The sequence below is a fragment of the Pseudomonas sp. FA-1 genome, assembly GCF_056856075.1.
Window position 1 is genome coordinate 122725 of the sequence record NZ_JBWXTH010000008.1, and the last position, 12018, is coordinate 134742.

Sequence of the window (12018 nt, forward strand, 5' to 3'; positions counted from 1 at the left end):
GCACGAGCATGAGTACGAAAGTCATCAGCCTGGTCTCCATCGGCGCCCACCCAAGCTCTGGCCGCGCCCGTCGTGCCGAGCAGGACGCCCGCGCCGTGGAGCTGGGTTTGCAGCTGGCTGGGGATAACTTGCAGGTCGTGCATGCGGGCGACCCGCGTGAAGAGGCCCTGCGTGCCTACCTGGGTATGGGGCTGGACCATCTCGATGTGCTGGAGCAGCCTGCCGGCGCCGATGTCCTGGGCGTGCTGGGCGACTACCTGCGCGATGCCGGTGCACAATTGGTGTTGACCGGCAGCCAGGCGGAAACCGGCGAAGGCTCGGGCATGCTGCCGTTCCTGCTGGCCGAGCGCCTGGGTTGGCCGCTGGTGGTCGGGTTGGCGGAGGTGGAGTCCATCGACAATGGCACCGCGCAGGTCCTGCAGGCATTGCCTCGGGGCCAGCGTCGCCGGTTGAAGGTGCGCCTGCCACTGCTGGCCACTGTGGATAACGCTGCACCCAAGCCGCGCCAGAGTGCGTTCGGCCCGGCGCGCCGGGGTGTGCTGGCGGCGCGCAACGTGGCGATCGTCGAGGATGAACTGCTGGCCGAGTCCGAGCTGCAACCGGCCCGCCCGCGGCCCAAGCGGTTGAAGGTGATCAAGGCCAAGAGCGGTGCCGACCGCATGAAAGCCGCCACAGCCAAGGCCAGCGGCGGGGGCGGCAAGGTGCTCAAGGACGTTTCGCCGCAAGAGGGCGCCGAGGCGATCCTCAAGCTGTTGGTGGAGGAAGGGGTGCTGCGCTAGGCATTCCTACGCCAGGGCCGCTGCGCGCCCCTTCGCGGCACAAGGCCGCTCCTACAGAGGTTATGCGATCCCTGTAGGAGCGGCCTTGTGCCGCGAAGGGGCGCGCAGCGGCCTCGATCTTTTACACACCGAATCTGTTCGTCACCCTGTTGATAAAATGTTCACGCTTCGCTGTAGGTCGCGCTGCTCCTAGCCTCCAGCGCTTTGATCAATAATTGAGCAGGCTCTACGCTTCACTTATCCCCGCACCCCTGAACGTTTCCCACAATCGCTGTTGGCGGCTCTGTGGATAATCTGTTTGGCCAATGGCGCAGCCCGCATAGTCAATGGGCTCCAGCCGTTTGTTCGATAATTGATCAAATCCTCTTGAACCGGCGCGTACCAGGGCATTAAGGGGGTCTATCCACAGCGCGTGTGTCAATGACCCAACCTTGCCCACAAAGTCTGTTGGCGGCTCTGTGGACAAGATGTTCGGTAGTCGCTGCAGGCCACGAAATCAAAGGGATACAGTGGATTGATCAAATAACGATCAAATCGTCAGGCTCGTCTACCCCAATAGCTTTCCACAAATAGTGTGTGCCAGGCTGTGGATAAAATGTTGGCTTGTGGTTGCAAGCCCCGGAGGGATAGGGCTGGGTGGCGTTGATCAAGAAATGATCAAGCGGCTGTTGCGGCCAATCGCGGGGCAAGCCCGCTCCTACAGAGGCCTGGACAAAAAAAGAGCAGCCCTGGGCTGCTCTTTTTTGGGAGGGAGCGCCTTACTGCGCTTTCACTTCCTTCAGGTACGGTGCCGGCTCTGCGCCCAGATTGTTGAGCAGGCGCTGGCTGTACCAGTCGATGAAGTTGACCACGCCGAACTCGTAAGTCTTGGAGTATGGGCCAGGCTGGTAGGCGGTGGAGTTGATGCCGCGCTGGTTCTCTTCGGCCAGGCGACGGTCCTGGTCGTTGGTGGCATCCCAGACCTTGCGCATGTTCTCAGGGTCGTAGTCGACACCTTCGACTGCATCCTTGTGCACCAGCCACTTGGTGGTGACCATCGATTCCTGGGCGCTGATCGGCCACACGGTGAAGACGATCATATGGTCGCCCATGCAGTGGTTCCACGCATGCGGCAGGTGCAGGATGCGCATCGAGCCCAGGTCCGGATTCTTGATACGGCCCATCAGCTTCTTGCACGCCTGCTTGCCGTCCATGGTCATAGACACGGTGCCCTTGAGCAGTGGCATGCGCACGATACGGTTACGCAGGCCATGGCTCTTGTGCTCATGCGGGATGCCTTCGGCTTCCCAGGCGGCGGCGGAAGCGGCTACGTGGTCCTTGAACGCCTGGTCGGCACGTGGGTCGTTGGTGTCGTCCCACTCCAGCAGGGTCTTGAGCAACTCAGGGTGCGACCCGTTGCAGTGGTAGCACTCACGGTTGTTTTCCAGCACCAGCTTCCAGTTGGCCTTTTCCATCAAGGTGGTTTGCACCGCCACCTTGGTGTTCTCCATGTCGTACGGTTCCATGTAGTGGTCCAGGGTGGCCAGGAACTCGTCGATGGCAGGCGGGTTCTCCGCCAGGCTGATGAAGATGTAGCCGCCCGCGGTCTTCACGTTGACCGGCTTGAGGCCGTACTTCTTCATGTCGAAATCGTCGCCCATCTCGGTGCCGGCGAACAGCAGGCGGCCATCGATCTCATAGGTCCACTGGTGGTACGGGCAAACCAGTTTGGCGACCTTGCCTTTTTCGCTGGTGCACAGGCGCGAGCCGCGGTGACGGCAGACGTTGTGGAAGGCATGGACCTGGCCTTCGGCGCCGCGGATCACGATGATCGGGTTCTTGCCGATCTGCAGGGTCAGGAAGTTGCCCTTGGTCGGGATCTCGCAGGTCATGCCGGCGATCAACCATTCCTTGTGGAAGATCTCCTGCATGTCGATCTGGAACAGACGCTCGTCGGTGTAGAAAGGCTGGGGCAGCGAGTAGGTGCGCTCGCGGGTCTGCAGCATCTCGGCGGTTGCCTTGCGTGCAGCTTCCAGTGGATCGCCCAGGCTCAGGGTTGCGGTGACGTCCATCGTTTGGTCCTCAGGGCCGAATGCGGCCGGCGAAAGTGGCTAATCGTTGTTGTGGTTTGCCGCAAGGCTGCTTGCTAAAAACAGCGGGTTCTTTTGCCGTGGAGTGTGCGTTCGAAGGCGTCACGAACCATATCCATGGGCGACATGGCCGATTCGAATTCCGACGCGCCAGCCCTTGTAGTGCGGGGCTGGTCGCGATAAGCACGCCGATGTCGCTGATGGGAATGTACTTCGTCGCCGGCTTGCGCATTATCGGAGCCATCAAGGCCGGTAGTCGGCCGCTGGAGATGAACATGTCCGATACCTTCCTCAATCCGGTCACTACCCAGACCTGGGCCAATGGCCGCCACATCGTGCGCTGCGTCAAGGTCATCCAGGAGACCTGGGACGTGCGCACCTTCTGCTTCATGGCCGACCAGCCGATCATGTTCTTCTTCAAGCCTGGGCAGTTCGTCACCCTGGAGCTTGAGATCGATGGCAAGCAGGTGATGCGCTCCTACACCATCTCCAGCTCGCCCTCGGTACCCTACAGCTTCTCCATCACCGTCAAGCGCGTGCCGGGCGGGCAGGTTTCCAACTGGCTGCACGAAAACATGCACGAAGGCTTCGAGCTGGCGGTGCACGGGCCGGTGGGGTTGTTCAACGCCATCGACTTCCCTGCGCCAAAGGTGCTGTACCTCTCCGGTGGTGTCGGGATCACCCCGGTAATGTCCATGGCTCGCTGGTTCTATGACACCAACGGCAACGTCGACATGGTCTTCGTCCACAGCGCCCGCTCGCCGAAGGACATCATCTACCACCGCGAACTGGACCAGATGGCCTCGCGGATCCCCAATTTCAGCCTGCACATCATTTGCGAGAAGCACGGCCTGGGCGAGCCTTGGTCGGGCTACCGCGGCTACCTGAACCAGCGCCTGATGGAACTGATCGCGCCTGACTACATGGAGCGGGTGGTGTTCTGCTGCGGCCCGACCCCCTACATGAACGCGGTCAAGCGCATGCTCGAAGCGGTGGGCTTCGACATGCGCAACTATCATGAGGAGTCGTTCGGCGCGACCCCGCCGGAAGCCAAGGCCGACGCCGTGGAGCACGCCGAGCAGGCTGCCGAGGCCGCCGAGGAACTCGACGCCGCCGACCTCCACCTGGTGGAGTTCGTCGGCAGCGAGAAGAGCATTCGCATCGCCCCAGGCGAGACCGTGCATGCCGCTGCTGCCAAGGTCGGCCTGATGATTCCGAAGGCTTGCGGCATGGGCATCTGCGGTACCTGCAAGGTGCTCAAGCTCGGTGGCGAAGTGGAAATGGACCACAACGGCGGCATCACCGAGGACGACGAGGCCGAAGGGTACATCCTGTCGTGCTGCAGTGTGCCGAAAGGGGATGTGCGGATCGATTACTGATCCCGGACACCTCAAGGGGCCGCTTAGCGGCCCCTTTGTTTTTGGGCGCGCTTTCAGACAGAAGGTTGACCCAGGTCGGAACAACCCTCCAGCACGCCTGTCAATCTAGGCCAAGTCATTGTTTTCCCATATTTAATGGCGAGGCCGCGCGCTTTTCTTTATCGTGTGCGCCCTTTGCAACAACCCCGAGATAGACGCATGTTGGAAGCTTCCCTGAATCAACTCGAGCAGCTGGTCAACGACCTGATGCAGAAGAACGCTCAACTCACCGAGCAGAACACCGCCCTCGGCCAGGAACTGGCCCAGGCCAAGGAAGAGAACGAGACCCTGCAGTTGTCGCTGATGGAACAGGAAGAGAAGCACGGCGCCACCGCCGCGCGTATCCAGGCCCTGGTTGAGCGCGCAAGCGCCGGTGTCGTCAACGCATGAGACTGCAAGCGCAGCCGATCAATGTCGTGTCGATCCTCGGCAACGACTATTCGATCAAGGCGCCCCAAGGCCAGGAAGAAACCCTGGCGCAGGCCGTGCGGATGCTCAACGCCTCCCTGGCCGAAACCAAGCGTCAATACCCGACCCTGATCGGTGACAAGCTGCTGGTGCTGGCAGCCCTGAACCTGTGTTCCAGGCAGATCGAACTGCAACGCGAGCACCAGCAGACCCTCGAGCGCACCCAGGCGCAAATCGACGCCACGGTCGATGCCATCGTGCGGACCATCGCCGAACAGTAAAGCCCTGGCTCGCCGCTGCCCCGCCCCCATTCAGGGGTGGGGCATTGTCCTGGATCACTGGAATAACTGGATACGTAAGTGTATACACTCTCCCCAAAACAATAATTAACGGGGAGCAGGGCATGCGTATCTGGCGGCGAAGTATCCAATGGCAATTGATCGCGAGCATGGGCGCAGCCCTGCTGGCGAGTATTCTCGTGGTGGTCGCGGTCTACACCGCGGCGGTCAACCGCTTGACCGAACGCTACCTGGTCGACACCGCGTTGCCGGCCAGTATCGAGGCCATCCGCAACGACATCGAGCGCATGCTCGGCCAGCCCCTGGTAGCGGCGGCGGATATCGCCGGCAACACGCTGCTGCGGGACTGGCTGGCAGCCGGCGAAGACCCCGCCCAGGCGCCGCGCTTCATCGAGTACCTCGAAGCTGCCCGCCAGCGCAACCAGGCGTTCACCGCATTGTTCGCGGCTACCGCGACCAACCACTACTACAACGAGAAAGGCCTGGACCGGACCCTCAGCCGCGATAACCCCAAGGATCAGTGGTTCTACGGCTATATCGACAGCGGCGCCGAGCGGCTGATCAACATCGACATCGACGGCTCCACCGGCGAGCTTGCCCTGTTCATCGACTATCGCGTGGAAAAGGACGGCCAACTGGTGGGCATCGCCGGCATGGGCCTGCGCATGACCGAGCTCTCCGAGCTCATCCACAACTTCAGCTTCGGCGAGCGCGGGCGGGTATTGCTGGTGCGCAATGACGGCTTGATCCAGGTTCATCCGCAAGCTGAATTCAGCGGCAAGCGACAGCTGGTCGAGCAGTTCGGCGATGCAGCGAGCCAGGCCGTACTAGGTGGCGGTGAAGGGCTGCGCAGCGTGCGCTTCAACCGCGACGGCGAGGACTACCTGGCGTTGGGGCTGCCCCTGCGTGACCTGAACTGGACCTTGGTGGCTGAGGTGCCGGAAGCAGAAATCTACGCACAGATGCACGAGGCCGTGTGGTTGACCAGCCTGATCGGTGGTGCGGTGGCGCTGGTTTCGTTGTTGCTCGTGGTGCTGTTGGCGCGTGGGTTGGTGCGGCCGATCCGCCAGGTGACCTCGGCGCTGGTGCAGATCGGAAGCGGGGCGGGTGACTTGAGCCACCGCCTGGACGACACGCGCGAAGACGAGCTCGGTGACCTGGCGCGTGGTTTCAATCGCTTCCTCGACAGCCAGCGTGCGTTGATAGGCGAGGTGCTGCGCACCACCGAACGCCTGCACCGTTCGGTGGAGCAGGTGACGCAGGTGGTGGACAACACCGCTGACCGCTCCGGCCGGCAGCAGGAAATGACCGAAATGGTCGCCACTGCCGTGCATGAAATGGGGCTGACCGTACAGGACATCGCCCACAACGCCGGCAATGCTGCCCAGGCATCGCAGTCGGCACGCGACGAGGCGCTGCAGGCGCGCGAGGTGGTGCATCGCTCTATCCACAACATCGAGGGCATGTCTGGCGAGATCGGGCGCGCGGCCCAGGCGGTGGGCCAGTTGGCCGACGAGGTCGCCTCCATCGACGAGGTACTGGCAGTGATCCGCAGCATTTCCGAGCAGACCAACCTGCTGGCGCTCAACGCGGCCATCGAGGCGGCCCGGGCCGGTGAGATGGGGCGCGGTTTCGCCGTGGTGGCCGATGAGGTGCGTACCCTGGCGCGGCGCACCCAAGTATCTACCGACGAGGTGCAGCAGATGATCCAGCGCCTCAAGCAGGGGGCCGGCAGTGCGGTGGCGTCGATGCAGGCCGGGCAGCAGGCGACGGGCAGCGGCGTGGAATCCAGTCAGCGCACTGGTGCTTCGTTGGGGGCGATCACCGACCAGGTGGAGCACATCAGCGACATGAACCATCAGGTGGCGACGGCGACCGAGGAGCAGTCGGCGGTGACCGAGGAGATCAACCGGACGGTACAGGGGATTTCCGACCTGGCCCGGGAGACGGCAGCCGAGGTGCAGGTGTGTCGCGAGCAGTGCCAGGCGTTGCGGGGGTTGGCTGATGACCTGGCGCGGCAGATGGGCGGGTTCAAGCTTTAGATGGGCGCTGGCTTCATCGCGGGACAAACCCGCTCCCACAGGTTCCGAGCAGACCTCGATGTCGAGATTTGCAGGGCCTTGTGGGAGCGGGCTTGCCCCGCGATGCGCTTGGTCAGGCGCCGACGATGGCGCGGATGTCCGCCGCCAGCTCGCGTACTCGCGCTTCCTGGGTATCCCACGAGCACATGAACCGTGCGCCACCGCTGCCGATGAAGGTATAGAAGCGCCAGCCCTTGGCCCGCAGTGCCTCCAGTGCGGCTTCCGGCATTTGCAGGAACACGCCGTTGGCCTGCACCGGGAACATCAGTTCCACCCCCGGCAGGTCGCTGACCAGCGAGGCCAGCAGCTGTGCGCAGTGGTTGGCATGGCGGCCATAGCGCAGCCAGGCGCCATCTTCGAGCAGCCCGACCCAGGGTGCGGACAGGAAACGCATCTTCGACGCCAGCTGGCCCGCCTGCTTGCAGCGGTAGTCGAAGTCTTCGGCCAGGGCGCGGTTGAAGAACAGGATCGCTTCGCCCACCGCCATGCCGTTCTTGGTGCCGCCGAAACACAGCACGTCCACGCCCGCCTTCCAGGTCAGCTCCGCTGGCGTGCAGCCCAGGGAAGCGCAGGCATTGGAGAAGCGTGCGCCGTCCATGTGCAGGTTCAGGCCCAGCTCCTTGCAGGTGGCGCTGATCGCCTTGAGCTCGTCGGAGGTGTACACCGTGCCCACTTCGGTGGCTTGGGTGATGGTCACCACGCGCGGCTTGGGATAGTGGATGTCCTGGCGCTTGAGCGCCACTTCGCGGATCGATTCGGGCGTCAGCTTGCCGTCCACGCTTCGTGCGGTGAGCAATTTGGAGCCATTGGAGAAGAACTCTGGCGCGCCGCATTCGTCGGTCTCGACGTGGGCGGTCTCGGAACAGATGACGCTGTGGTAGCTCTGGCACAGGGAGGCCAGGGCCAGGGAGTTGGCGGCGGTGCCGTTGAAGGCGAAGAACACCTCGCAATCGGTTTCGAACAGCTCTCGGAAGTATTCGGCGGCGCGCTCGGTCCACTGGTCGTCGCCGTAGGCGCGTTCATGGCCCAGGTTGGCTTTTTCCATTGCGGCCCAGGCTTCGGGGCAGATGCCGGAATAGTTGTCGCTGGCGAATTGTTGGCTGTTGTCTGTCATGGCTCTGTCCTGTGAACGACGCAGAACAGCACTCTAAACCATCCTCTTGGGCGTTGCCTATGCAGCCATGGAGGCTTGCAGGCCTGATGGGTATCAGGCCTGCGGGACGCCTGGCGGGCAGGCGTCCCAATGGGAAATCGTCAGGCCGTCAGAGGCTGGGTAATTTCGATCGTAGGATATGACTGCTATCAGAACGCGCTGGCCGAACGGATCAACGGAATCCTCAAAACAGAGCTGTTGCTGAGCAATCCAGAAAATCTGGAGCAGGCGAGAAAGATGGTTGATGAGGCGGTGCAGATCTACAACACGGGGCGGCCTCACATGGCTCTGAAAAACAAAACGCCCGATGCGGTGCATCGGGCGTTTTGAGGCCTGTCGGCCTACCTGAACAGGTGTAAACCTATTTCAGGACTAGACAGAATTGGTATTCAGGGTGGCAAGGGTTTTCATATCGGAATTTGGCATGTTCAACACTCTTTATTTGATGACTTTAGTGTTCAGATGCGCGTCATTTCCAGAGTCCATTCGAAGACGGCGAGGCCGTCATCGAACAGGGAGGCATCGACACGGCGTGCGGTGACTCGGTAGGGCGTGCCTTCATAGATGAACCTGTCGTCTCTCGCCGTCCGCATGGCGACTTCCGCTCGGTCCTTGTCAGTCAGGTATACGGGTCTGCCATCCATCTTAAGCGTCACGGAGCTGAGGGAGTTAGAGGGTTTCTCCTTCAGTGAGCGTGGTGCGGTTCGCTCCATCTGGCCGTTGACGATCCATTCGGCATCCATGCCTTGGATGCTTGCGGTCACGGCAGTTACATCACCGGATAAATAATCGCTTTCGGTGGCGGCGCTCAGTTGATCGCCAGGCTGCAGGCAGAGCAGGGCGCGTACGGCCGCTTCGTTCGCAGGCATGGATCGTTTGTCGATAGTGATTTTAATAGTCATGTATTCGCTCGTGTTTTCTGATTACGAATGAAAGTTGTCGTATTGGTCGGGCTGGTCACGCAACTACGTAAAGGCGAATTCATGATGAATATCAGGGTGCCAGGTAACAACTATTACAAGTAAGGGGGAACTTTCGTGCAGAAGCGGACGGGTATTGGCTTTTCCTTATTGCGTCGCCTTCTATATGCCTGTCGGGTAAGCGGCGCGTGAGCGGTGCGGGCGTTCCCACCAGTCGGTTTCGGAACGCTCCATGATCGAATGTCGTAAACGCGCCATTGCAAGGCGTGCGCAGGCATCTGAGCCGACCGTGCCGGCCATACCATCGCCACAAAGGGCCACAGTGCCTCGAAGACAAGAAATGGCCGCTGCCAGGAGACAAACGATGTTCAGCAAGCAAGACCAGATCCAGGGTTACGACGACGCACTGCTGGCGGCGATGAATGCCGAAGAGAAGCGCCAGGAAGATCACATCGAGCTGATCGCCTCGGAGAACTACACCAGCAAGCGCGTCATGCAGGCCCAGGGCAGCGGCCTGACCAACAAGTACGCCGAAGGCTACCCGGGCAAGCGCTACTACGGTGGCTGCGAGTACGTCGACAAGGTCGAGGCCCTGGCCATCGAGCGCGCCAAGCAGCTGTTCGGCGCCGACTATGCCAACGTCCAGCCACACTCCGGCTCTTCGGCCAACAGCGCCGTCTACCTGGCCCTGCTGCAGCCGGGCGACACCATCCTGGGCATGAGCCTGGCCCACGGCGGCCACCTGACCCACGGTGCCAAGGTGTCGTCCTCGGGCAAGCTGTACAACGCTGTTCAGTACGGCATCGACACCAACACCGGCCTGATCGACTACGACGAAGTCGAGCGCCTGGCCGTCGAGCACAAGCCGAAGATGATCGTCGCCGGCTTCTCGGCCTACTCCAAGACCCTGGACTTCCCACGCTTCCGCGCCATCGCCGATAAAGTGGGCGCGCTGCTGTTCGTCGACATGGCCCACGTGGCTGGCCTGGTTGCCGCTGGCCTGTACCCGAACCCGATCCCGTTCGCCGACGTGGTCACCACCACCACCCACAAGACCCTGCGCGGTCCGCGTGGCGGCCTGATCCTGGCCAAGTCCAACGAAGAGATCGAGAAGAAGCTCAACGCTGCCGTGTTCCCGGGCGCCCAGGGCGGTCCGCTGATGCACGTCATCGCTGCCAAGGCCGTGTGCTTCAAGGAGGCGCTGGAGCCTGAGTTCAAGGCCTACCAGAAGCAGGTCATCGACAACGCCCAGGCCATGGCCAAGGTGTTCATCGATCGCGGCTACGATGTCGTGTCGGGCGGTACCGACAACCACCTGTTCCTGGTCAGCCTGATTCGCCAGGGCCTGACCGGCAAAGACGCCGACGCCGCCCTGGGCCGCGCCCATATCACCGTCAACAAGAACGCCGTGCCCAACGACCCGCAGTCGCCGTTCGTCACCTCGGGCCTGCGCATCGGCACCCCGGCCGTCACCACCCGTGGCTTCAAGGAAGCCCAGTGCGTGGCCCTGGCCGGCTGGATCTGCGATGTGCTGGACAACCTGGGTGACGCCGACGTCGAAGCCGACGTTGCCAAGAACGTCGCCGCCCTGTGCGCCGATTTCCCGGTCTACCGCTGAGTGGAGTAACCAACCATGCAACGCTATTCAGGCTTCGGCCTTTTCAAACACTCCCTCAGCCACCACGAGAACTGGCAGCGCATGTGGCGCACGCCGACGCCGAAGAAGGTGTACGACGTGGTCATCGTCGGCGGTGGCGGCCATGGCCTGGCCACGGCCTACTACCTGGCCAAGGAGCACGGCATCACCAACGTCGCGGTGATCGAGAAGGGTTACCTGGGCGGCGGCAACACCGCCCGTAACACCACCATCGTGCGTTCCAACTACCTGTGGGACGAGTCGGCCAAACTGTACGAACACGCCATGAAGCTGTGGGAAGGCCTGTCCCAGGACATCAACTACAACGTGATGTTCTCCCAGCGCGGCGTCTACAACCTGTGCCACACCCTGCAGGACATCCGTGATTCCGAGCGCCGCGTCAATGCCAACCGCCTCAACGGCGTGGACGGCGAACTGCTGAACACCGAGCAGGTGGCTGCCGAGATCCCGTATCTGGATTGCTCGAAGAACACCCGCTACCCGATCCTCGGCGCGACCGTCCAGCGCCGTGGCGGCGTGGCCCGTCACGATGCCGTGGCCTGGGGCTATGCCCGTGCTGCCGACGCCCTCGGCGTGGACCTGATCCAGCAGACTGAAGTGATCGGCTTCCGCAAGGAAAACGGCGCAGTGATCGGTGTGGAAACCAACAAGGGCTTCATCGGTGCCAAGCGCGTCGGCGTGGTCACCGCCGGTAACTCCGGCCACATGGCCAAGCTGGCCGGCTTCCGCCTGCCGCTGGAATCGCACCCGCTGCAGGCCCTGGTATCGGAGCCGATCAAGCCGATCATCGACAGCGTGATCATGTCCAACGCCGTGCATGGCTATATCAGCCAGTCCGACAAAGGCGACCTGGTCATCGGCGCCGGTATCGACGGTTGGGTCGGCTACGGCCAGCGTGGTTCTTACCCGATCATCGAGCACACCATGCAGGCGATCGTCGAGATGTTCCCGATCCTCTCGCGCGTTCGCATGAACCGTCAGTGGGGCGGCATCGTCGATACCTGCCCGGACGCGTGCCCGATCATCTCCAAGACCCCTGTCAAAAACCTGTTCTTCAACTGCGGCTGGGGTACCGGCGGCTTCAAGGCGACCCCGGGTTCGGGCAACGTCTTCGCCGCGAGCCTCGCCAAAGGCGAGATGCACCCGCTGGCCAAGCCTTTCTCGATCGATCGCTTCTACACCGGCGCGCTGATCGACGAACACGGCGCTGCGGCCGTCGCCCACTAATCGGAGA

Annotated in this window: 10 protein-coding genes and 2 pseudogenes; 9 read left to right on the top strand and 3 right to left on the bottom strand. The window is 62.2% G+C overall.

Annotated elements, in window-relative coordinates; all coding sequences use genetic code 11:
* Positions 1 to 8: 8 nt before the first annotated feature.
* Complete coding sequence (etfB, locus tag AC1MHZ_RS15910) at positions 9 to 779, top strand: electron transfer flavoprotein subunit beta (protein WP_324816913.1); 771 nt, start codon at positions 9 to 11, stop codon at positions 777 to 779.
* 758 nt (positions 780 to 1537) lie between these two features.
* Here the strand turns inward: etfB and gbcA are convergent.
* The gene (gene gbcA, locus AC1MHZ_RS15915; RefSeq protein ID WP_084856355.1) at positions 1538 to 2830 is read right to left on the bottom strand and encodes a glycine-betaine demethylase subunit GbcA; all 1293 of its coding nucleotides are present in this window, start codon (positions 2828 to 2830) and stop codon (positions 1538 to 1540) included.
* A gap of 293 nt (positions 2831 to 3123) precedes the next feature.
* Here gbcA and gbcB point away from each other — a divergent pair, with 293 nt between their 5' ends.
* The 5 genes and pseudogenes from gbcB (at position 3124) to AC1MHZ_RS15940 (ending at position 7015) form a co-directional block, all read left to right on the top strand.
* Positions 3124 to 4227 carry a glycine-betaine demethylase subunit GbcB gene (gene gbcB, locus AC1MHZ_RS15920; RefSeq protein ID WP_465001647.1) on the top strand — a complete coding sequence of 368 codons (1104 nt, stop codon included), beginning with the start codon at positions 3124 to 3126 and terminating at the stop codon, positions 4225 to 4227.
* Positions 4228 to 4425: 198 nt separating this feature from the next.
* Positions 4426 to 4656: a hypothetical protein gene (locus tag AC1MHZ_RS15925; RefSeq protein ID WP_070090739.1), complete on the top strand. Its 231-nt coding sequence runs from the start codon at positions 4426 to 4428 to the stop codon at positions 4654 to 4656.
* Positions 4653 to 4955, top strand: coding sequence for a cell division protein ZapA (locus tag AC1MHZ_RS15930; protein WP_084856348.1), 303 nt, complete (start codon positions 4653 to 4655; stop codon positions 4953 to 4955). The genes AC1MHZ_RS15925 and AC1MHZ_RS15930 overlap by 4 nt, the downstream gene beginning before the upstream one ends.
* Positions 4956 to 5122: 167 nt before the next feature.
* A pseudogene (locus AC1MHZ_RS15935) lies at positions 5123 to 6151 on the top strand (cache domain-containing protein); the annotation flags it as partial.
* Positions 6152 to 6286: 135 nt separating this feature from the next.
* Positions 6287 to 7015: a methyl-accepting chemotaxis protein gene (locus AC1MHZ_RS15940; protein WP_465002210.1), complete on the top strand. Its 729-nt coding sequence runs from the start codon at positions 6287 to 6289 to the stop codon at positions 7013 to 7015.
* A gap of 112 nt (positions 7016 to 7127) precedes the next feature.
* On the opposite strand, the gene AC1MHZ_RS15945 is transcribed toward AC1MHZ_RS15940, so the two are convergent.
* Entirely contained in the window at positions 7128 to 8168 is a 1041-nt protein-coding gene (locus AC1MHZ_RS15945; RefSeq protein ID WP_084856344.1) for a threonine aldolase family protein, read from the bottom strand.
* 174 nt (positions 8169 to 8342) lie between these two features.
* On the opposite strand from AC1MHZ_RS15945, the pseudogene AC1MHZ_RS15950 reads away from it, so the two are divergent.
* Positions 8343 to 8537, top strand: a pseudogene (locus tag AC1MHZ_RS15950) (integrase core domain-containing protein); the annotation flags it as partial.
* A gap of 128 nt (positions 8538 to 8665) precedes the next feature.
* On the opposite strand, the gene AC1MHZ_RS15955 reads toward AC1MHZ_RS15950, so the two are convergent.
* Entirely contained in the window at positions 8666 to 9109 is a 444-nt protein-coding gene (locus AC1MHZ_RS15955; RefSeq protein WP_084856339.1) for a hypothetical protein, read from the bottom strand.
* A gap of 382 nt (positions 9110 to 9491) precedes the next feature.
* Here AC1MHZ_RS15955 and glyA point away from each other — a divergent pair, with 382 nt between their 5' ends.
* Together glyA and AC1MHZ_RS15965 are read left to right on the top strand one after the other, a co-directional pair.
* Entirely contained in the window at positions 9492 to 10745 is a 1254-nt protein-coding gene (gene glyA, locus AC1MHZ_RS15960) for a serine hydroxymethyltransferase (RefSeq protein WP_465001648.1), read from the top strand.
* A gap of 15 nt (positions 10746 to 10760) precedes the next feature.
* Positions 10761 to 12011 (top strand): sarcosine oxidase subunit beta family protein, encoded by a 1251-nt coding sequence (locus AC1MHZ_RS15965; protein WP_043211104.1) that lies wholly within the window; start codon positions 10761 to 10763, stop codon positions 12009 to 12011.
* The last annotated feature ends 7 nt before the right edge of the window (positions 12012 to 12018 follow it).

Bases quoted from the DNA above. Each gene is read 5' to 3' on its own strand.
- etfB (WP_324816913.1), top strand. From the start codon at position 9: ATGAGTACGAAAGTCATCAGCCTGGTCTCCATCGGCGCCCACCCAAGC.
- gbcA (WP_084856355.1), bottom strand. From the start codon at position 2,830: ATGGACGTCACCGCAACCCTGAGCCTGGGCGATCCACTGGAAGCTGCA.
- gbcB (WP_465001647.1), top strand. From the start codon at position 3,124: ATGTCCGATACCTTCCTCAATCCGGTCACTACCCAGACCTGGGCCAAT.
- AC1MHZ_RS15925 (WP_070090739.1), top strand. From the start codon at position 4,426: ATGTTGGAAGCTTCCCTGAATCAACTCGAGCAGCTGGTCAACGACCTG.
- AC1MHZ_RS15930 (WP_084856348.1), top strand. From the start codon at position 4,653: ATGAGACTGCAAGCGCAGCCGATCAATGTCGTGTCGATCCTCGGCAAC.
- AC1MHZ_RS15940 (WP_465002210.1), top strand. From the start codon at position 6,287: ATGGTCGCCACTGCCGTGCATGAAATGGGGCTGACCGTACAGGACATC.
- AC1MHZ_RS15945 (WP_084856344.1), bottom strand. From the start codon at position 8,168: ATGACAGACAACAGCCAACAATTCGCCAGCGACAACTATTCCGGCATC.
- AC1MHZ_RS15955 (WP_084856339.1), bottom strand. From the start codon at position 9,109: ATGACTATTAAAATCACTATCGACAAACGATCCATGCCTGCGAACGAA.
- glyA (WP_465001648.1), top strand. From the start codon at position 9,492: ATGTTCAGCAAGCAAGACCAGATCCAGGGTTACGACGACGCACTGCTG.
- AC1MHZ_RS15965 (WP_043211104.1), top strand. From the start codon at position 10,761: ATGCAACGCTATTCAGGCTTCGGCCTTTTCAAACACTCCCTCAGCCAC.